19 protein-coding genes are annotated in these 20624 nt (G+C 69.2%); 6 read left to right on the top strand and 13 right to left on the bottom strand.

Going from position 1 to position 20624, the window contains the following annotated elements:
- Positions 1-74 precede the first annotated feature (74 nt).
- The 4 genes from C7H75_RS06955 to C7H75_RS06940 all read right to left on the bottom strand — a co-directional run bounded on the left by C7H75_RS06955 (position 75) and on the right by C7H75_RS06940 (position 4615).
- Complete coding sequence (locus tag C7H75_RS06955; RefSeq protein ID WP_069856135.1) at positions 75-1865, bottom strand: ABC-F family ATP-binding cassette domain-containing protein; 1791 nt, start codon at positions 1863-1865, stop codon at positions 75-77.
- The gene (locus C7H75_RS06950; protein ID WP_106851134.1) at positions 1865-2800 is read right to left on the bottom strand and encodes a 4-(cytidine 5'-diphospho)-2-C-methyl-D-erythritol kinase; all 936 of its coding nucleotides are present in this window, start codon (positions 2798-2800) and stop codon (positions 1865-1867) included. The genes C7H75_RS06955 and C7H75_RS06950 overlap by 1 nt, the downstream gene beginning before the upstream one ends.
- 62 nt (positions 2801-2862) lie before the next feature.
- Positions 2863-3606 (bottom strand): ABC transporter permease, encoded by a 744-nt coding sequence (locus C7H75_RS06945; RefSeq protein WP_013415229.1) that lies wholly within the window; start codon positions 3604-3606, stop codon positions 2863-2865.
- A 49-nt stretch (positions 3607-3655) separates the two neighbouring features.
- A complete protein-coding gene (locus C7H75_RS06940; protein ID WP_013415228.1) occupies positions 3656-4615 on the bottom strand; it encodes an ATP-binding cassette domain-containing protein in 960 nt (319 codons plus the stop codon).
- Between the two features lie 109 nt (positions 4616-4724).
- Between C7H75_RS06940 and C7H75_RS06935 the strand changes: the two genes are divergently transcribed.
- Positions 4725-5693, top strand: coding sequence for a helix-turn-helix transcriptional regulator (locus tag C7H75_RS06935; protein WP_081183113.1), 969 nt, complete (start codon positions 4725-4727; stop codon positions 5691-5693).
- On the opposite strand, the gene C7H75_RS06930 is transcribed toward C7H75_RS06935, so the two are convergent.
- Together C7H75_RS06930 and cspE are read right to left on the bottom strand one after the other, a co-directional pair.
- Complete coding sequence (locus C7H75_RS06930) at positions 5678-6157, bottom strand: nuclear transport factor 2 family protein (protein WP_226347406.1); 480 nt, start codon at positions 6155-6157, stop codon at positions 5678-5680. The two genes, C7H75_RS06935 and C7H75_RS06930, sit on opposite strands and share 16 nt — an antisense overlap.
- Positions 6158-6309: 152 nt before the next feature.
- Complete coding sequence (gene cspE, locus C7H75_RS06925; protein WP_005514750.1) at positions 6310-6513, bottom strand: transcription antiterminator/RNA stability regulator CspE; 204 nt, start codon at positions 6511-6513, stop codon at positions 6310-6312.
- Positions 6514-6851: 338 nt separating this feature from the next.
- On the opposite strand from cspE, the gene C7H75_RS06920 reads away from it, so the two are divergent.
- Genes C7H75_RS06920 through C7H75_RS06910 form a run of 3 tightly spaced genes read left to right on the top strand, consistent with a single transcriptional unit; the run spans position 6852 to position 10260 of the window.
- Positions 6852-7061: a heavy-metal-associated domain-containing protein gene (locus tag C7H75_RS06920; RefSeq protein ID WP_005514751.1), complete on the top strand. Its 210-nt coding sequence runs from the start codon at positions 6852-6854 to the stop codon at positions 7059-7061.
- Positions 7062-7069: 8 nt separating this feature from the next.
- Positions 7070-8002, top strand: coding sequence for a DUF8832 domain-containing protein (locus C7H75_RS06915; protein ID WP_106851133.1), 933 nt, complete (start codon positions 7070-7072; stop codon positions 8000-8002).
- Positions 8002-10260, top strand: coding sequence for a heavy metal translocating P-type ATPase (locus C7H75_RS06910; protein WP_013415225.1), 2259 nt, complete (start codon positions 8002-8004; stop codon positions 10258-10260). The genes C7H75_RS06915 and C7H75_RS06910 overlap by 1 nt, the downstream gene beginning before the upstream one ends.
- Positions 10261-10332: 72 nt before the next feature.
- Here C7H75_RS06910 and C7H75_RS06905 read toward each other — a convergent pair whose 3' ends face one another.
- The 6 genes from C7H75_RS06905 to C7H75_RS06880 all read right to left on the bottom strand — a co-directional run bounded on the left by C7H75_RS06905 (position 10333) and on the right by C7H75_RS06880 (position 16928).
- A complete protein-coding gene (locus tag C7H75_RS06905) occupies positions 10333-11940 on the bottom strand; it encodes an ABC transporter substrate-binding protein (RefSeq protein WP_013415224.1) in 1608 nt (535 codons plus the stop codon).
- A gap of 124 nt (positions 11941-12064) precedes the next feature.
- Positions 12065-12865, bottom strand: coding sequence for a hypothetical protein (locus C7H75_RS06900; protein ID WP_041673978.1), 801 nt, complete (start codon positions 12863-12865; stop codon positions 12065-12067).
- A 147-nt stretch (positions 12866-13012) separates the two neighbouring features.
- Positions 13013-13627: an LppU family putative lipoprotein gene (gene lppU, locus C7H75_RS06895; RefSeq protein WP_005514758.1), complete on the bottom strand. Its 615-nt coding sequence runs from the start codon at positions 13625-13627 to the stop codon at positions 13013-13015.
- A gap of 116 nt (positions 13628-13743) precedes the next feature.
- Positions 13744-14634 (bottom strand): 16S rRNA (adenine(1518)-N(6)/adenine(1519)-N(6))-dimethyltransferase RsmA, encoded by an 891-nt coding sequence (rsmA, locus tag C7H75_RS06890; RefSeq protein ID WP_041673975.1) that lies wholly within the window; start codon positions 14632-14634, stop codon positions 13744-13746.
- A gap of 29 nt (positions 14635-14663) precedes the next feature.
- Positions 14664-15791 (bottom strand): resuscitation-promoting factor, encoded by a 1128-nt coding sequence (locus C7H75_RS06885; protein WP_013415220.1) that lies wholly within the window; start codon positions 15789-15791, stop codon positions 14664-14666.
- A 9-nt stretch (positions 15792-15800) separates the two neighbouring features.
- Complete coding sequence (locus tag C7H75_RS06880; RefSeq protein WP_106851132.1) at positions 15801-16928, bottom strand: resuscitation-promoting factor; 1128 nt, start codon at positions 16926-16928, stop codon at positions 15801-15803.
- Between the two features lie 200 nt (positions 16929-17128).
- On the opposite strand from C7H75_RS06880, the gene C7H75_RS06875 reads away from it, so the two are divergent.
- On the top strand, positions 17129-18121 hold the full coding sequence (locus tag C7H75_RS06875) for a pirin family protein (protein WP_106851131.1): 993 nt from the start codon (positions 17129-17131) through the stop codon (positions 18119-18121).
- Positions 18122-18149: 28 nt separating this feature from the next.
- Here C7H75_RS06875 and C7H75_RS06870 read toward each other — a convergent pair whose 3' ends face one another.
- Entirely contained in the window at positions 18150-18989 is an 840-nt protein-coding gene (locus tag C7H75_RS06870; protein ID WP_064077150.1) for a TatD family hydrolase, read from the bottom strand.
- Between the two features lie 20 nt (positions 18990-19009).
- On the opposite strand from C7H75_RS06870, the gene metG reads away from it, so the two are divergent.
- Positions 19010-20596, top strand: a complete 1587-nt coding sequence (metG, locus tag C7H75_RS06865; RefSeq protein WP_022594606.1) for a methionine--tRNA ligase — start codon at positions 19010-19012, stop codon at positions 20594-20596.
- Positions 20597-20624 lie beyond the last annotated feature (28 nt).

Raw genomic sequence — 20624 nt, 5'->3', positions numbered from 1 at the left:
CAGGCTATCCGCCCGCGCGCCCGAATGAGGTGTGTAGTGCGATTATCGTTGCCCGGCAGCGATACCGCCCCGCCTCAGTCGAGTTCGGACGCGAGCTCCATCCACTGCTCCTCGGCCGCTTCCTTCTCGGCCACCACCTGCTTGAGCTCGGCGTCGAGGGTCATCAACCTGGCCGGATCGGTCGCGGCCTCCGCGAGCTGGGCGTGCAGCTTCGCCTCGCGCTCGTCGAGTTTCGCGACCGCACGCTCGAGCCGGGACAGTTCCTTGCGGGCGGCGCGGTCGGCCGCGCCGTCGCGCGCCACCTTCGGAGCGGCCGCTCCGGCCGTCGACGCCACCGACTGCGCTACGTTCTCCGGCTTCTGGGCCAGGATCGCGCGTCGGCGCAGGTACTCCTCGATGCCACCGGGCAGGTTGGTGAGCTTGCCGTCACCGAACAGCGCCCACGTGGTGTCGCAGATCCGCTCGATGAGGTAGCGGTCGTGGGAGATGACGACCATCGTGCCCGCCCAGCCGTCGAGCAGGTCCTCGAGCTGCTGCAGGGTGTCGATGTCGAGGTCGTTGGTGGGCTCGTCGAGCAGCAGCACGTTCGGCTCGGCCATCAGGACGCGGGTGAGCTGCAGGCGGCGGCGCTCACCACCGGAGAGATCGCCGACCGGCGTGCGCTGCCGGGCCGGGGCGAAGCCGAGGCGCTCGGCGAGCTGACCGGCCGAGATCTCCTTGTCCCCCAGTGTGATCCGCTCCGCGACGTCCTTGACCGCGTCGAGCACCCGCATGTCGGTGGGCAGGTCGTCGAGTTCCTGTCGGAGCCAGCCGATCTTGACGGTCTGGCCCTGGATCCGCTTGCCCGAGGCCGGTTCCAGCTCGCCTGCGAGAGTGCGCAGCAGCGTCGTCTTGCCGGAGCCGTTGACACCGACCAGGCCGACGCGCTCGCCGGGCGCCAGCCGCCACGTGAGGTCGTGCACCAGTTCGCGGCCGTCCGGCGTCGTGAGCGTGGCATCCTCGAGTTCGATGACCACCCGGCCCAGCCGCCGCTTCGCGAACGACGCCAGCGCGATGCTGTCACGCGGGGCGGGCACGTCGGCGATGAGCGCCTCGGCCGCCTCCACCCGGTACTTCGGCTTGGATGTGCGGGCCTGCGGTCCGCGGCGCAGCCACGCCAGTTCCTTGCGCGCGAGATTCTGGCGCCGCTCCTCCGCGGCGTCGGCCTGCCGGGCACGTTCGGCGCGGGCGAAGATCCAGTCGTTGTAGCCGCCCTCGTAGCTCTCGACCTTGCCGCCCACCACCTCCCACGTGCGGGTGGCGACGGTGTCGAGGAACCAACGGTCGTGCGTGACGACCACGAGCGCGGAGCGCCGCGACACCAGATGCTCGGCGAGCCACTGCACACCCTCGACGTCGAGATGGTTGGTGGGCTCGTCGAGCACCAGCAGATCGAGTTCCTGCACGAGCGCCGCGGCCAGGGCGACGCGACGCCGCTCACCGCCGGACAGCCCGTCGACCGACGCGTCGAGCCCGAGGTTGTCGATGCCGATACCGGCGAGGATGCCACGGATACGGGCGTCACCGGCCCACTCGTGGTCCGCGACACCGAGCGGGCCCAGGACGACGTCACCGACCGTCGATCCGGACGGGAGCACACCGCGCTGGGTGACGACCGCCATGCGCAGTCCGCCGACCCGGCTCACCCGGCCCGAGTCCGGCTCCTCGAGGCCCGCGAGGACCTCGAGCATCGTCGTCTTGCCGCCGCCGTTGAGGCCGACGACACCGATCCGCTCACCCTCCTGCACACCGAGCGAGACGGAGTCGAGCAGCGGCTTGATGCCGAAGGACTTCGAAACCTGTTCGAGATTGATCAAATTCGCCATCAGAGGCTGCCTTCCGGCTCGGAGTCGATCACGCGTGCGCCGGGCACCGGCCCGCTCGCGACACGCACGGTGCGGCACACTCCCGCACCCGAGAGTTCCGCCCCCACCGCGACCGCGGCGTCGGCATCCGCACACAGGAACGCGCACGTGGGACCGGAGCCGGACACGATGCCCGCGAGCGCACCGGCCGTCACGCCGGCGCGCAGCGTGCGCCGCAGGTCGGGGGCCAGCGACAGCGCCGCCGCCTGCAGGTCGTTGCCGAGCAGCGGAGCCAGCGCCTCCGCGTCACCGGACGCGAGCGCGTGCATGAGATCGTCGACGTCGCCGACCCGCGGCGGGTCACCCTCCACGCGAAGTCGATCGAGTTCACGGAACACCGTCGGCGTCGACAGTCCACCCTTGGCGAGGGCGAGCACCCAGTGGAACGAATCGCGGGAGAGCACCGGCAGCAGCTTCTCGCCGCGCCCGGTGCCGACGGCGGTGCCGCCGTGCAGGGAGAACGGGACGTCACTGCCGAGGCGGGCGGCGAACACGGAAAGGGCGTCCCGATCGAGCCCGAGCCGCCACAGTTCGTTGAGCGCGACCAGCGCGGCCGCCGCGTCGGCGCTGCCGCCGGCCATTCCGCCCGCCACCGGGATGCCCTTGACGATCGCGATCTCCACGTCGGGCGCGATCCCCGCCTCGGCGGCCAGCATCTCGGCGGCCTTCCAGACGAGGTTGGTGTGGTCGGTGGGCACCGACTCGGCGCCCTCACCGCGCACACGGACCGACAGCGCGTCCGACGCGATCACGGACACGTCGTCCGCGAGGGACAGCGCCTGGAAGACGGTGCGCAGCTCGTGGTAGCCGTCCTCCCTCAGGTCACCTACCGACAGGTGCAGGTTGACCTTGGACGGCGCCCGGACGGTGACGGGGCGAGGAACGACGGAAAGCACAGGTTCCAACAATAGGCGGTGCGCCCGAGGTGACGAAAACGCACCTCAGGCGGCACTTCCGGCTAGCGGACGGACCGCACGCCCACACCGAGGCCCACGGCCGCCACGGTGGCGGCTGCGATCACGCCCGACAGCACCGGCCCGGACGCGAGATCGCCCGCGAACAGCGCGCGCTCGGCGTCGACGACGTACCCGAGCGGATTGATCGCGACCAGAGCGCGCATCCAGCTCGGGGCGTCGTCGAGGGGGAGCATCGTGCCCGACAGGATGAGCATCGGGAACATCAGCGTCTGCTGCACCACCCAGAACATCCAGTCCTGATCCCGCACGGCGAGCGCCAGCGCGTACGACAGTGCGCCCAAGCCCACCCCGAACACGCCGAGCACCGCGATGCCCACGACCGCGCCGAGTGGATCGACGTCGAGACCCAGTGGCAACGCCACCAGGATGATCAGGACCGCCTGCGCGGCAAGCGGAACCATTTCCTTCGCCGCCCGGCCGATCAGCAGCGCCGAGCGGTGCAGAGGCGTCACCAGCATCCGTTCGTGCGAGCCCTGCTGCATCTCCATCAGCAGGTTCGAGCCCGTCATCGACGTCCCGAAGATCGCGATCATCACCAGCACACCGGGGATGAACCAGTTCCACACGCCCTCGCCCATGCCCGGGACGTTCTTCAGGAGTGGGCCGAACAGCGCCAGCAGGATCAACGGCTGAGCGAGGCTGAACACGACGCTCACCGGGTCACGCAGTGTGGGTCGCAGTTCGCGGGCCATCACGATGCCACTGTCGCGCACGATTCCGGTCATGAGAGGTCTCCTGGAGTGTGGAAGGCGAGAGGTGTGGAAGGGAAGACGTTCATGCGGCGGCCGTTTCTCGCAGGCTGCGTCCGGTCAGGCCCAGGAAGACGTCGTCGAGGGTCGGCCGCGTGATGTCGGCGGTCGTGACACGCAGGCCGGAAAGTTCGCTTCTCCGGAGCAGCTCCGGCAGCGTCGCGTCGCCCTCGCTCGTACGAATCCGCACCGATGTCCCGACCACCGTGACGTCGCGGACCGTGACGAGCTCCCCGGCCAGCCGGGCCGCCTCGGCGGCCGCGACGGCGTCGTCGAAGCCCACCGTCAACAGGTCGCCCGCGAGATCCGCCTTGAGTGCGGACGCGGTGTCGTCGGCGATCACCGTGCCGCGATCGATGACGATCACGCGTTCGGCCATCGCGTCGGCCTCTTCGAGGTAGTGCGTCGTGAGCACGATCGTGGTGCCCATCGACTCCCGCAGGCGCAGGATGTGATCCCACAGGTTGGCCCGGCTCTGCGGGTCCATTCCGGTGGTCGGCTCGTCGAGGAACAGCAGCGGCGGCCGGTGCACCAGTCCGAGCGCGATGTCGAGACGTCGGCGCTGTCCACCGGAGAGCGTGCTGACCTTGCGGGTGGCGAGGTCGTCGAGATCGAGGGCCGCGAGCAGTTCGTTCGCGCGTGCGTCCGACGCCTGCCTCGTCATGCCGTAACAGCGTCCCTGCGTCACCAGCTCGTCCCGGACGCGCTGATTGTGCCCGGCCCCGCTCCCCTGGCCGACGTAGCCGATCCGGCGCCGCACCTCGTCGCGATCCGCGGTGACGTCGAAGCCGGCGACCTCGGCGCGACCCGCGGTGGGCTCCAGCAGTGTCGTCAGCATGCGCAGCGTCGTCGACTTGCCCGCACCGTTGGGTCCGAGCAGCGCCACCAGCTCGCCCTCGGCGACGTCGAGATCGACGTCCACGACCGCCTGCACCGTGTTCTTGCCCTGCGTGAATCGTTTGGTCAGACCCACCGTCCGGATCATCGCGTGCATCGCTTCCGCCTCCCGCTTTCGTGATTCGTTTCGTCCGACCACGAAAGCTAGGAGCAATTGCGGACACCTGGCGTCCGCAATCTCCGGGATACTTCGACGCATGCGGGAAACCTCGGCACGGCTGCTCCGGCTGCTCTCCCTGCTCCAGACCCGACGGGACTGGTCGGGCGTGGAACTGGCCGAGCGCCTGGACATCACCCCACGGACCGTGCGACGCGACGTCGACAAGCTGCGCGGCCTCGGCTACCCCGTCGACGCGACCGTCGGAGTGGGGGGCGGGTACCGGCTCGGCGCGGGCGTGGAGATGCCGCCGCTGCTGCTCGACGACGACGAGGTGCTCGCCGTCGCGCTCGGGCTGCAGTCCGGCGCGACGGGCTCGGTCGTGGGCATCGGCGAGTCGTCGGTACGCGCACTCACCAAGTTGCGGCAGGTGATGCCGTCACGGCTGCGACACCGACTCGAGGCACTGCAGGTGGACGTCGTGCAGCGCGAACCCGCGCCCAGCGCGGTGGACGCCGCGGTGCTGTCCGCGATCGCATCGGTGTGCCACGGCCACGAGCGTCTCCGCTTCGACTACCGGACGCACGACGGCGGCGAGAGCCGCCGAGAGGTGGAGCCGTATCGCCTTGTCCGCTCCGGATCTCGGTGGTATTTGATGGCGTGGGACCTGTCGAGGGAGGACTGGCGGTCGTTCCGCGTCGACCGCATGGATCCGAGGATTCCCACCGGACCGCGCTTCACCCCTCGCGCACTCCCGCCCGGCGGTGCCGCGGAGTTCGTCGCGCGCGGCATCGGCCGAGCGGTGACGCGGGTGCGCGCCCGAGTGCTGCTGCACGCTCCGATCGGGGACATCGCGCCGATGGTGGACGCCGCGTGGGGCACGCTCGAAGACGCGCCGGACGGTCGGTGCGTGATTGCCCTGGCGGGCGAATCGCCGTCGTCGATCGCCCGCTGGCTGAGCGCGTTCGACGTCGACTTCACGGTGCTCGATCCCCCGGAACTACGTGACGAGTGCCGACGCCGCGCGGCGCACCACGCGCTGGTCGCCGAGCGTTACCGCGGCGCCTGACCGGGCACGTCCATCCAACCGCCGCCGACATCGTTACGGATCCAGTCGACCTCGATCCGGCGATCCGCGATGGCCCACCGGCCGTCGCGGCGCTCGAACCGGTCGAGGTAGCGCAACCACACGACCAGGAAGTTGCGGGTGGCGTGACCCGCGTCGGCCGCACTGGTGTGCTGCGCCATCGCGTAGGTTTCGGCGTCGGCGGTGTCACCGTCCAGCTCGATCAGCTGATTCCCCGTGAAATGGAACGTGCGATCGAACAGGCCGAACCCGCCCGGGTCCGCGAGGAACTGCATGAAGTCGTCCAGCCCGCCCTGGTAGAACGGCGCGTAGTCGTTGTGCGCATCCTCGAAGAAGCAGCCACGCACCAGGTTCCAGTCGCGGCGATCGACGCCCCGGAAGTAGCGGAGCAGCACGTCGCCGATCTCGGCACGGTCCGCGAGTGCGCGCAGTTCGTAGGCAGCCACCGTTGTCCCTTCGGTCACCTGAGCGGTTGCCGAACCCTACTTCCGAACCGGCGACCGGTGCCACGAATCCGGCCGTGAAACGCCGAAACGGGGCCCCATCCTCGCGGATGGGGCCCCGTGCACGTCAGATCCCGGTCAGACCGGGAGCGGAATCAGACCGCGGTGACGTCGGTGGCCTGCGGGCCCTTGTTGCCCTGACCGATCTCGAAGCGAACGCGCTGGTTCTCCTCGAGGGTGCGGAAGCCGTTGGTCTGGATGGCCGAGTAGTGGACGAAGACGTCGGCGCTGCCGTCGTCGGGCGCGATGAAGCCGAAGCCCTTTTCAGCGTTGAACCACTTCACGGTGCCTTCTGCCATGTTTCTTTCTCTCTCTTACGAAGTGCAAACTCGGGAAACTCCAGGTCAGGGGTTCCCGGGCCGGTGTCACACGGCGGCTTCGTCGATTCTCGGAGAGAGAACCCGTCCGCCCGCAACTTCAGGATTTGCGAGCGTGGACTAACACAAACACAAAAACTACGACCGAGGACCAGTCAACCACACGCAGCCCGGATGCGCCCGGGGACCCTCGTCACACTTCGTCGCAGTGACGCAGATCTCTTCGAATCCCTTGCAAGGGGATACCCCCCAGGGGTACCTTCGAGATGTCAGAACGAAGTACCCACACCGGGTAGTGGTACCTAAGCAAGGAGTCCGACATGAGCACCGCCGAATACACCGTCACCGGAATGACCTGCGGACACTGCGTCTCCTCGGTCAAGGAAGAGGTCGGCGCGATCGGCGGCGTCTCCGACGTCGCGGTCGATCTGAAGTCCGGCCGCCTCACCGTCACATCCGCGGCACCCCTCCCCGTCGACGCGGTCACCGCCGCGGTCGAGGAGGCGGGCTACACCGCCCAGCCGATCTGAGGAATCCGATGCGTACGTCCACCACGCTCATCGCCTACGCCGGGGGGCTCGCGGTCGTCTTCGCCGCGGCCCTCGGCGTGGGCGCCGTCACGGGAAGTCCGATCGACATGACGAGCACACACTCCGACAGCCACGCGGCCGCGGACCCCGAGCCCGCCTCGAGTGCCCCCGCCGGGTTACAGGTCTCGCAGGACGGCTACACCCTCGGCGAGGTCACCTCGCCCACCAGCGCCGGCCAGGCCGGCACCCTGAGCTTCCGCATCCTGGACGCGGACGGAGCGCCGGTGCGCGGGTACGACGACCTGCACGAGAAGCAGCTGCACCTCATCGTCGTCCGCTCGGACACCAGCCAGTTCCGACACGTCCACCCCACGCTCGGGCCCGACGGCACATGGTCGATCGACTGGACCTGGCCCACGGGCGGCACGTATCGCGTGTTCGCCGACTTCCAGGCGAGCGGCGCTCCCCGCCAACTCACCCTGGGCCGGAACGTCGACGTCGGCGGCGATCTGCAGCCGGCGGCACTGCCGACCCCGTCGCGCACGGCGACGGTCGACGGCTACACCGTCACCCTCGACGGCGACCTCGGCACCGCAGGCGGACCGCTGACGCTCACGGTCGCCCGCGACGGTGCGCCCGTCACTGATCTCGATCCCTACCTGGGCGCATACGGCCACCTGGTCGCGCTGCGCACCGGCGACCTGGCCTACCTGCACGTGCACCCCGAAGGCGAACCCGGCGACGGTGTCACCGCGCGCGGCCCGGACGTCACGTTCCACGCACAGGCCCCGAGCGTCGGTACCTACCGACTGTTCCTCGACTTCCAGCACCGGGGCACCGTCCACACCGCCGAGTTCACCGTTCCGGTCGGACCGGCGACCGCGCCATCGACCACAGGATCCGTACCCGCACCTCACGACGGTCACGAAGGAGGACACTGATGACTACCGCCGATCTCACCACCGGCCGCAACGACACCATCGAACTCGCGATCGGCGGTATGACGTGCGCCTCGTGCGCCGCCCGAGTCGAGAAGAAGCTCAACAAGATCGAGGGCGTCACCGCTACGGTCAACTACGCCACCGAGAAGGCGAAGATCGCCTTCCCCGAGGGTGTCAGCACCGACGACCTCGTCACCGCGGTGCAGAACGCCGGCTACACCGCGACCCTGCCCACTCCCCCCTCGGCCGACGAGTCCGGCCCCACCGACGATCCGCGTGATCGCGAACTCACCGCGCTACGCACCCGTCTGATCGTCTCGGCGATCCTGTCGGTGCCGGTGATCGCGATGGCGATGGTCCCGGCCCTGCAGTTCGACAACTGGCAGTGGCTCTCGCTCACCCTCGCCGCCCCGGTGATCGTGTGGGCCGGCCTCCCCTTCCACCGCGCGGCCTGGACGAATCTGCGCCACGGCACCGCGACCATGGACACCCTCATCTCGCTCGGCACCACCGCAGCCTTCGCGTGGTCGCTGTACGCACTGTTCTTCGGCACCGCCGGCACCCCCGGGATGAAGCACGCGTTCGAGCTGACCGTCGACCGGATGGACGGCGCCGCGAACATCTATCTCGAGGTCGCGGCCGGTGTCATCACGTTCGTGCTCGCGGGCCGATACTTCGAGGCCAAGTCGAAGCGAACCGCCGGTGCGGCACTGCGTGCTCTGCTCGAACTGGGCGCCAAGGAAGTCTCGGTGCTGCGCGACGGCGTCGAATCCCGCATTCCCGCAGACCAATTGCGCGTCGACGACCTCTTCGTGGTCCGGCCCGGCGAGAAGGTCGCGACCGACGGCGTCGTCGTGGAGGGCAACTCGGCCGTCGACATGAGCATGCTCACCGGCGAATCTGTGCCCGTCGAGGTGGGAGTGGGCGACGACGTCGTCGGCGCCACCGTGAACGCGGGCGGACGGCTCGTGGTGCGCGCCCGCCGTGTCGGTGGCGACACCCAACTCGCGCAGATGGCCGCGCTGGTCGAGGACGCCCAGAACGGCAAGGCCGAGGTGCAGCGCCTCGCCGACCGCATCGCCGGTGTGTTCGTCCCGATCGCGATCGCGATCTCCGTTGCAGCCCTGGGCTACTGGATCGGCACCGGCAACCCCCTGCAGATGGCGTTCACGGCCGCCGTCGCGGTGCTCATCATCGCCTGCCCCTGCGCCCTCGGTCTGGCAACCCCCACCGCGCTGCTGGTCGGCACCGGCCGCGGCGCCCAACTGGGCGTCCTCATCAAGGGTCCTGAGGTTCTCGAGACCACCCGCGGCGTCGACACCATCGTGCTCGACAAGACCGGCACCGTCACCACGGGCAAGATGACGCTGATCGACGTCGTCACCACCGACGGCGTCGACCGCGACGAGGCGCTGCGCCTGGTGGGCGCGCTCGAGAACGCGTCCGAGCATCCGATCGCGCAGGCGGTCGCGGCAGGAGCCGCCGAGGGCGTCGGCTCCCTGCCCTCCGTCGAGGATTTCGTCAACGTCGAGGGCAAGGGTGTGCAGGGCATCGTCGACGGCCACGCCGTGGTCGCCGGACGCGAGAGTCTGCTCGCGGACTGGTCGCAGCACCTGCCCGACGACCTCGCCCGCGCGAAGCGGGAGGCCGAGAAGCTGGGCCGCACCGCGATCGCCGCAGGCTGGGACGGACAGGCCCGCGCCGTGTTCGTGGTCGCCGACGCCATCAAGGACACCAGTGCGGACGCCGTCCGCCGGTTCAAGCAACTGGGCCTGAACCCGGTGCTGCTCACCGGCGACAACGAGACCGTCGCCCGCACCGTGGCGGCGCAGGTGGGCATCGACACCGTCGTCGCCGAGGTGCTGCCCGGCGACAAGGTCGACGCCGTCAAGAACCTGCAGGCCGAGGGCAAGGTTGTCGCGATGGTCGGCGACGGTGTGAACGACGCGGCCGCTCTCGCCCAGGCCGATCTGGGCCTGGCGATGGGCACGGGCACCGATGTCGCGATCGAAGCCGCCGACATCACCCTCGTTCGCGGCGACCTGCGCTCGGCCGCCGACGCGATCGAGCTGTCCCGCAAGACCCTTCGCACCATCAAGGGGAACCTGTTCTGGGCGTTCGCCTACAACGCGGCGGCGATCCCCCTGGCCGCGGCGGGTCTGCTGAACCCGATGCTCGCCGGTGCGGCGATGGCGTTCTCGAGCGTGTTCGTGGTCAGCAACAGCCTCCGGCTGCGGCGGTTCAGCCCGTCCGCCTAGAGCAGGCGCAATACGAGGGCCCGGCGACCGTATGGTCACCGGGCCCTCGTCACGTCACCGGCTCGTCGACGCTCAGTTGCGACCGGCCTTGTCGAGCAGCATGATTCCCGTCGCAGTGGGAACGACACCGCCGACATTCTTCTGCCAGGCGACGTAGATCATCACCGAGCTCACCGGGACGCTCGGGACGGTCTCGTTCCACAGCGTCTGGATCTCCGCCAGCACACCGCGGATCTGGTCGTCGCCGTCCGCCGCCTGCAGCTTGTCGAGCAGCACCTCCATCTGCGGGTTCGAATAGCCCGCGAAGTTGGCCGTGGACGTCGCAGACAGCGTGGTGTCGAGGCCCAGGTACGGAATGGCCTCGTACAGACCGATACCGGCGTGCGCCATGTCGTAGTCGCGCTGCACGTACACCTGCTTGACGATGTCGCCGGCGTTGTTGGCGTTGATGATGTTCACCGTGAAGCCGACCGCCTGCAGCAGGGACTGCACGGCCAGGCCGATCGCCTGTTCACTCGGCTCCTGCAGCACGATGTAGTTCAGCTTGCCGTCGTAGCCGTCGGCCTTCGCCTCGTCGAGCAGCTTGCGGGCAGCGTCCGGGTCGAACGGCACGCCCTCGACGTCGGTGGCCCAGCGGGAGAGATCGTTGAACATGGCCTTGCCCGGCAGGCCCAGGCCGTTGTCGCCGCGCTGACCGACCAGCTCCGGATCGATCGCGAGCGCAATTGCCCTGCGCACCCGCACATCCGCGCCCGGTCGGCCCTCACGGTTGTTGACCAGCTCGGCGCCACCACTGTTGAGGATGCTGAAGGATCCGGGGTAACCGGCGTCGATCGTGTCGTAGATCGCCTGCGGGTTGCCGCGCAGGAATCCGATGTCGATACCGTTGGTGCGCATCGACTCCAGGTTCTCCCGCGAACCGCTCAACGCGATGAAGCGCAACTTGTCGGACTTGGGCTTGCCGTTCCAGTAGTCGGCGCGCGCCGTGAGCACCCGCTCCTCGTTGGGCGCGTAGCGGTCGAGGACGAACGGGCCGGCGCCGATCGGCTTGAAGGCTTCGCCCTCGCCCGCACCGGGCGCGACGATCATGCCGTGGCCGAGTGCGAGCATCGACGGGAACGTGGGCCACTTCTTGTTCAACCGGAACTCCACCGTCTGCGGGTCGACGGCCGTCGTCGACGCGACGGCGTCGACCCACACGGCAGCGCCGTTGCCCTTGTTGGCGTTGTAGCGGTTGATGCTCGCGACGACCGCGTTCGCGTCGAGCGGGGTTCCGTCGCTGAAGGTGACGCCCGGGCGCAGCTTCAGCGTCCAGACGTTGCCCTCCTGATCGGACGTCAGGGACTGCGCGAGACGCGGCACGAACTCCCCCGTCTCCTCGTCGTACCGCAGCAGGACGTCGTAGACCGCGGCCAGTTCGTCGCCGCCGCTGCCGCCGCGGGCGGTGGTCCTGGCCGGATCGAGCACTGCCGCGAGCGCCTGCACGCTGAACGTGAGCTGCGGCGTCGAACCCGTCGGGTCCGGAGCTTGGTCGCCCACCAGGCCCACCGCGGGCGGGGTGCGGGTACCGCTGGTGTCGCCGCCACCGCCGTCGTCCGAACTGGCACAGCCCGCGAGCGCCAGCGCACCCACCACCAACACCGTCGTCAGGCTCTTGCCGAACCTCGCCCTGCTGCCCACGCACCCTCCAGTCGCTCCGGTGTGACTCACGCCACACATCCGCGCAGACGTTAGCCGGACGCGAATCGTACGGAATGCCCGGTCCCATTGAGCGGGAGAATTGGTGCGTGGGCGGCGTCGGCCGCTAGGAGAAGAGGCTGCCGAACAGGTTGCCGAGGCTGCCCAGGGAACCCGCTCCGGCCGGTTCGGGATCGTTCTTGGCGAAATCGGTGGTGCACCCGTTGAACTGCACGGCGTCGACCAGAGTCGACGTCGCGGCCGAGCCCGAGCCGACGCTCACCCCGTAGTGCTCGACGGTCGCGTTCGGGTTCGCTGCCGAGATCGCCGCCAGCGTGGTCGGCACACGATCCTTCGCGCCGTCGATGTTCTGGGTGCTCCACCACAGACCCTTCTGGATTTCCTCGTGGGTGGCACCCTCGGCGACGTCGGCGCCGGGCTCGGCGACCCACACCAGTGTGGTGAAGCCGTTCTCGAACTTGCCTCCCTTGGTGCCCAGCAGACGGATCTGGAACGACGCGGTGGACGTGGCCGCCTTCTCGGCGAAACCGATGTCCTTCGAGATGACGTCCGCGAGCGCGACGCTGCCGGCCTCGTGGTACCAGGCGGTGCGGTCCGTCGTTCCGGTCACGGCCAGCTCGAGCGAACCGTTGTCGTCGAGGACGTTGCTCGCGGAGTACGCGGCCTCCTGCCCCTTCTCGTCCTCGAACGGCACACCCCAGCCGGCGGGATTCGACTCGGTCGACAGGGCGTCACACGTGAAACCACCCGCAGGCTCCTCGGAGGAGCTGCCGAGCGACCCGGACGCGCTACCGAGGGAGCCTCCGAGCGAGCCGGTTGCGGCCGAGGACAGGGCCGGCGAGACCAGGATCGCGGTACCGGCGATCGCGACCACCGTGGCGACGCGACGAAGCGAGCTACTCGACATAGGAAGACCTTTCGGATGCGGAAACAGGCTGTACTCCAACGAAGTTAGAGAGCCACAGCCCGTTTCCGCTGCCCCGCAGGCCGCCTTCGGTACGAAAGGAGGAGACGTTTCCTACGAAAGTAGGAGACGCCGACTGCTCGGCGACGTCTACAGCGGACGCACCGTCTCCGTGCACACCGTGAATTCGCGCTCGTCGTGGACGTAGCCGCCCTCCGAGCACTGCTCGACGTCGACGACGCCCTCGATGACCTCGATCGCACGCTCGATACCCGGAGCGTACGGGTCGTCGCACTCGACACGCTGCGGTTCGTCGTCGTCACCGTCCGGCAGGCTCATGCACCCGCCCATCACCCAGTCGATGTCGAGGCACAGCGCTCCACGTTCGTTGCCCCAGCGGGTCTCGTAGTACACCTGGTCGACGTCCGACGCGCACTGCGCGTTCTTCGCGGCCTTGCCGACGACCTTGTAGTTGGATTTGTCACTGCCGCACACCGCTTCGTCGATCGTCGCGGCGTCGGCCGTTCCGCCCAGGCGAACACAGTCACCGATCTCGACGTCGATGTCGACCCGTCCGCCGAGATCGGCCTCGCGTGGTGCGGTCGATGTCGTCGACGATGACGACGACGTCGCGGCCGCGGAAGTACTCGCGGCGGTCGCCGTACCGTCGACGGACGTCCCACATCCCGCCGCGGTCAACGCCGCGGCCACGACCACAACCGCACCCGATCGTCGCACGATCGCCCGAATTCCCTTGTTCACCATCACATTCCTCACACCAACCCCGTCGCCGGGGACACCGTCGCGAAGGTCCGACAGAACGGACCACCCGGACCATTGTGGTCGAGGCCGTTTCGAGGAGGTGCGTCGGCCGTCTGGAACTACGAGACGTTCGCGAGCCGCACGAAGGCTGCCGCATCGAGTTTCTCACCGCGCGTGGACGGTTCGATCCCGGCCGCGACGAGCCGGCGCTCGGCTTCGACCGGCGAACCGGCCCACCCGGCAAGGGCTGCCCGAAGAGTCTTGCGACGCTGCGCGAAGGCCGCGTCGATGACGGCGAAGACCTTGCGCCGATGGTCGGCGTCGATCGGCCACGGCGCCTGCTCGTACCGGTCGATCCGCACCAGGCCGGACTCCACCTGCGGCACCGGCCAGAACACCGCGCGACCGACGTGGCCGGCGCGCTTGACCGTGCCGAAGAAGTTGGCCTTGACGCTCGGCACGCCGTACACCTTGCTGCCCGGAGTGGCCGCGAGCCGGTCCGCCACCTCGGCCTGCACCATCACCAATGCGGTGCGCAGGCTCGGGAACTCGGCGAACAGGTGCAGCAGTACCGGCACGGCCACGTTGTAGGGCAGATTCGCCACCACCGCGGTGGGCTCCGCCGGGACGTCGTCGGGCATCACCCGCATCGCGTCGGCGCCGACGACCGTGAGCCGATCCACGAGTTCGGGGGCGCGGTCGGCGACCGTCGCGGGCAGGCGGGCGGCCAGCTTGGGGTCGATCTCGACGGCGACCACGCGGTCGACGACGTCGAGCAGTGCCAGCGTGAGCGAACCGAGCCCCGGGCCGACCTCGAGGACGGTGTCCTCGGGACCCACGCCGGCCACCGTGACGATCCGGCGCACCGTGTTGGCATCGTGCACGAAATTCTGGCCGAGTTGTTTGGTGGGGCGCACCCCGAACTCTTCGGCGAGCGCACGGACCTCGGCGGGGCCCAGGAGGGCGGCCTGTCCTCGCGGGTGGATGGGGGGCGGCACGGCGTCTGACACCTGAAGAACCTAACGCACGGCGGAACTGGTCAGCGCAGGCCCAGCTTGCTGGTACACGACGGCCACGCACCCCAGCCCTGTGTCTGCTGCGTGCGGGAAGCGATCGCGATCTGCTCCTCCCGGGTGGCGAGGTCCGCCCGCGGCGCGTACTTCAGGCCGCCCTGGCGCTCCCACGTGTTCTGGTCGAACTGCACGCCGCCGTAGAAGCCGTTGCCGGTGTTGATCGCCCAGTTGCCCGTGGCCTCGCACTGGGCCAGCGCGTCCCACGTCGCACCGTTCTGCACCGGCGGCACCTCGGTGCCGGGCTTGGCGCCCACCCGGACCACCTTGGGCTGGGCCGGCACCGTGACGGTGGATGCGACCGGCTTGCGTCCGGTCTCGACTCCGTTGACGGTGGTGACCTCGTAGGTGACGTCCGCGACGCCGGCCGTGCCCGGGTTCTCCACGACGGTGCGGCTCATGTTCATCGACGGATCCTCGATCCGTTGCTCCGGCGGCGCGACCGGCTCGGTGAGTACACGGGTCTCGACCCGTCCGCGGGTCACCGCGACCTCCATCCCGTCCGCGAGCGGCGTCTCCGCGGCCGGCTCGACGGTGTCGGCCTGCTCGAGCGGGGTGCCGTGGGCGGCGAGGAAATCGCCGACCGTCGGCGCGGCCAGGCGGACGTCCACCGGGGCGGACGTGCCGTCGATCAGTTTCACCGTGCGGGGGCTCAGGACGTCCAGATCGGATCCCTCGAGCGGCAGGCGCTGCGACCGGTTCGCCGAGACGTGCACGTCACCGGCGAGTCGGAACTGGTTCAACGCCTCGTCGACGGTGAGCGCCGTCGTCCACACCGTGCGTTGCCGACCGTCCACGGTGAGCGCGACCTCGCGACCGCGACGCAGCACCACCGTGTCACCGTCGTCGAGGTCCGAGTCCGACGCGGGGGCCACGACGTCGTGTTCGCCCACGCTGTAGCCCGCCGCCGCGAGCGCCCCGTCGACCTTCGACGACATCGTGCCGACCGTGATCAGCTCACCGTCGACGTCGACGGTCACCGTCTTGTGTTGTGCCACCGCGACACCGCCACCGACCGTGAGGGTCACGAGGGTCGCGGCCACGACGCCGTACATCAGCGGCGAACGGCTCGAGTTGATCTTCGACAGTGGCGACATCGCGATTCCTTACCGGAGACCCAACTTGCTCGAACACGACGGCCACGCACCCCAGCCCTGGGCGGCCTGGACCTTCTCGGCGACGGCGATCTGCTGCTCACGCGACGCCCGGTCGGCGGTGGGGGCGTACTGCGTGCCTCCGTAGGCGGCCCACGTGCTCTGCGAGAACTGGAGCCCGCCGTAGAAGCCGTTGCCGTTGCTGATCGCCCAGTTGCCCGTCGCCTCGCACTGCGCCAACGAGTCCCACACCGACCCGGACGCGACCGCGGGCGCCGACGGCTTGGGCTTGGTCCCGACCCGCACGACCGCCGGCGCCGGCTCACGGACCACCACGGACGACAGTTCCCGGCGGTCCGTCTCGGCGCCGTTCACGGTCGTGACGGTCACCGTCACCGTCCGCTCCCCCGGTGTGCCGGGGTTCTCGACGGTGGTCTTCCCGTGCTCGAGTCCCGGATCGTCGACGCGGTTCTCCGGCGCCTGGATCGGCTGGGTCTCGGTGCGCGTCTCGGTGCGGTTGCGGGTCACGACGATCTCGAGGCCGTCGGTCAGCGGCGTCTCCGGCGCGGGCACGACCGTGTCGGCCTGTTCGAGCGGGACGTTCGTGACGTCGAGGAGCGCGCCGACGGTCGGTGCCGCCACGCGGACGTCGGCGTGCGGGGCGCCGTTGTCGGAGATCCGTACCGCCTTCGCGTTCACGACGTCGAACTCGATGCCGTCGAGCGGGATCCGCTGGCCACGCGATGCGGACGCGTAGGCGTCGCCGGCAAAGTTCAGCTGGCGCATCGCGTCGTCCACCGTGAGCGCCGTCGACCAGACGATGCGGCGCTCGCCGTCCACCGTGAGCACGATCTCGCGAGCGCGGCGCAGGACCACGGTGTCGCCGTCGGAGAGCTTCGCATCGACGCTCGGCGCGACGACGTCGTGCTCACCGATCGGATAACCGGCGTTGTCCAGCACGGAGCCGACCTCGGAACGCAGTGTGCTCAGCGAGATCTGGTCGCCGTCGACGTCGAGTGTGATCGTCTTGTGCTGGGTGACGACCAGGCCGCCACCGACGAGAAGGGTCGCGAAGAGTGCGGCGACCACGACGTACAGGAGCGGCGACCTGGCGGTGTTGATCCGAGCGAAAGGCGACACGAGAAATCCTGGGGCAGACGACAGGTTCGATCACAGCACGGTAACGGTGGGGCTGTGATGTGGCAACCGCACGGTCTCGATCAGCACAAACACGACTACAAAGATATCGAGGAAAGCGCTGGTCGATCACGAATCGATTACGGAAGATTCCGGCCAGTTGCGCGCGTCACACCCGCACGGGGCCGTGGGAGGGTAGGGACATGAGCAACGTCGAAGCCGAACCGATCGAGATCGAGTGCGAGAACGGACCGCGCGCGGGCACCGCGGGCCGCCCGCTCGCCGAGATCATCACCTCACGAGAGGTCCCGCTGGGCGGGCCGCGGGCGATGCCGGTGCGCCGAACGCTGCCCCAGCGACAGCGCTCGCTGATCGGCGCGTGGTGCTTCGCCGACCACTACGGACCCGACGACGTCGCGCAGACCGGGGGCATGGACGTCGCCCCACACCCGCACACCGGATTGCAGACCGTGAGCTGGCTGTTCACAGGCGAGATCGAGCACCGCGACAGCCTGGGCATGCACGCGACGGTCCGGCCCGGCGAGGTCAACCTGATGACCGGCGGCCGCGGCATCTGCCACTCCGAGGTGTCGACGGCGGAGACGACGATCCTGCACGGCGTCCAGCTGTGGGTGGCACTGCCCGACGTCGCCCGGGACGCGCCCCGCAACTTCGAGCACTACGTGCCGCCGCAAGTGGATCTGGACGGCGGACGCGCTCGGGTCTTCCTGGGCTCGCTGGCCGGATCGACTTCCCCCGTGCACACCTTCACTCCCCTACTCGGCGCGGAACTCGTCCTCGAGCCGCGCGCCGAGGTGCGCCTCGACGTCGATCCGACGTTCGAGCACGGCGTCCTGGTCGACGCCGGGGCGATCGGCGTGGAGGGACTCGAGCTCGCTCGCGCCGACCTCGGCTACGTCGGGACCGGGGCGTCGGATCTGACGTTGGTCAACCGCACCGACGAACCCGCCCGCGTCGTGCTGCTCGGCGGCGAACCGTTCGGCGAGGAGATCGTGATGTGGTGGAACTTCGTCGGCCGCAGCCACGAGGAGATCGAGCAGTTCCGCGCCGAATGGGAGGCCGCGTCGGACCGCTTCGGCGCGGTGCACGGCTACGAGGGCACCGTGCAGCGACTGCCGGCGCCGCCGTTGCCGAACGCACGCATCAAGCCGCGGCAGAACCCGCCGTCGGCCTGAGCGCCCATTCCGTCGGCGCCGGACGCGCTCAGTTGCGACTCGGCAGGCGGTAGACGCGCTCGGCCGTCGCGGTCGACGCCTTCGCCAACTCGATCGGGTCCTCGCCGCGTACCTCGGCGAGGGCCCGCAGCGTGTACGGCAGACAGTACGACTGGTTCGGCGCGCCCCGGTACGGGTGCGGAGTGAGATACGGGGCGTCGGTCTCGACCAGCAACTGGTCGGACGGGACCGACAGCGCCGCCTCACGCAGGGCTTTCGCGTTCTTGAAACTCACGGTGCCGGAGAAGCTCAGCACGTAGCCGGCATCGACACAGGCGCGGGCCATCGCGCTGTCGGACGAGAAGCAGTGGAAGATCACCGTCTCGGGCGCGCCCTCGGCGTCGAGCACGCGCAGCAGGTCGGTGTCGGCCTCACGGTTGTGAATCATGAGCGGCTTGCCGAGGCGCTTCGCGAGATCGATGTGCCAGCGGAACCCGTCCTCCTGCTCCTCCACCGTCGCGCAGCCGTCGAGCTTCCCGGGCCAGTACAGGTCGAGGCCGGTCTCGCCGACCGCGACCACACGCGGGTCCGACGCCAGCCGTTCGATCTCCGCCTTCGTGGCGTCGTCGAGAGTGTTCGCCCGGGTCGGGTGGATGGCGACCGCCGCGAAGACCCGCTCGTCCCAGTTGGCGGCGTTCACCGCGAACTGCGCGGCCGCCAGGTCGTCGGCCACCGTGACGATCCGCTCGACGCCCACCGACGCGGCACGGTCGACGATCGCGCGCGTACTCTCCGCGTCCGTGGCACCGCACGCGTCGAGGTGCGTGTGCGCGTCGACGAGTGGAAAAAGCGGCTCGGGCAGGTCCGGGGCGGGACGATCTTTGCTCACGTCGATAGAGTAGGCGCACCATGACTGTGCCTTCCTCGCCCAACCAGATGCCTGCCCCGACGGACCGTCCGCCGTTCTATCTGACGACGGCGATCGCCTACCCCAACGGCGTTCCGCACATCGGGCACGCCTACGAGTACATCTCGTCGGACGCGATCGCGCGCTTCAAGCGCCTCGACGGATTCGACGTGTTCTTCCTGACCGGCACCGACGAGCACGGCCTGAAGATGCAGCAGACGGCGGCCAAGGAAGGCGTCGACGTCCGCGACCTGGCAACCCGCAACTCCGATGTGTTCCAGGCCATGGACAAGGCCCTGAACATCTCGTACGACCGGTTCATCCGGACCACGGACGCCGACCACCTCGAGGCCAGCAAGGCGATCTGGGAGCGGATGGTCGCGGCCGGCGACATCTACCTCGACACCTACTCCGGCTGGTACTCCGTTCGCGACGAGGCGTTCCACGCCGAGGAGGAGACGACGGTTCTCGAGGACGGCACCCGCATCGCCACCGAGACCGGCACGCCGGTGGAGTGGACCGAGGAGTCGAACTACACCTTCCGGCTGTCGAAGTACCAGGACCGTCTCCTCGCGCACTACGAGGAGAACCCGGACTTCATCGCGCCGGCCACTCGGCGCAACGAGATCCTCAGCTTCGTCAAGAGCGGGCTCAAGGACCTGTCGATCTCGCGCACCACGTTCGACTGGGGTGTCCCCGTGCCCGGCGATCCGGCACACGTCATGTACGTGTGGGTGGACGCGCTCACCAACTACCTCACCGGCGCCGGGTTCCCGAACACCGATTCCGCGGAGTTCGAGCGGTACTGGCCCGCGAACCTGCACATCATCGGCAAGGACATCACGCGGTTCCACACCGTGTACTGGCCGGCCTTCCTGATGTCGGCGGGGATCGAGCTGCCGAAGCGCGTCTTCGTGCACGGCTTCCTGTTCAACAAGGGCGAGAAGATGTCGAAGTCGGTCGGCAACGTCGTCGACCCGCTCGCGATGGTGGAGCAGTACGGCCTGGACGCGGTCCGCTTCTTCCTGCTGCGCGAGATCTCGTACGGGCAGGACGGCAGCTACAGCCACGAGGCGATCGTCACCCGGATGAACACCGACCTGGCGAACGAGCTGGGCAACCTGGCCCAGCGGTCGCTGTCGATGGTCGCGAAGAACTGCGACGCGCATGTCCCGACGCCGGGCGAGCTCACCGACGCCGACCGCGCGTTGCTCGCACAGGCCGACGCGCTGCTCGAGAAGGTGCGGGCCGAGTTCGACGTGCAGGCCCTGCATCTCGGGCTCGAGGCGATCTGGCACGTGCTGGGCGAGACGAACCGGTACTTCTCGCAGCAGGAACCGTGGGTGCTGCGCAAGACGGACCCGGCCCGCATGGCCACGGTCCTGTACGTCACGCTCGAGGTGGTCCGCATCGTCGGCATCCTGGTCCAGCCGGTGATGCCGGGCTCGGCCGAGAAGATCCTCGACCTGCTCGGGCAGGCTCCCGACGCCCGCGCCTTCGTCGACCTCGCGAACCGGATCGTCGCAGGTACGCCGCTGCCGAAGCCGGTGGGCGTGTTCCCGCGGTACGTCGAGGAGACCGAGGCGTAGCGACGCTCCCGAAAGTTGTCAGCCCCCT

Source organism: Rhodococcus (subgen. Prescottella) equi, assembly GCF_003013675.1.
GTDB classification, from domain to species: domain Bacteria; phylum Actinomycetota; class Actinomycetes; order Mycobacteriales; family Mycobacteriaceae; genus Prescottella; species Prescottella equi.
This window is presented reverse-complemented; position numbering and strand designations above follow the sequence as displayed.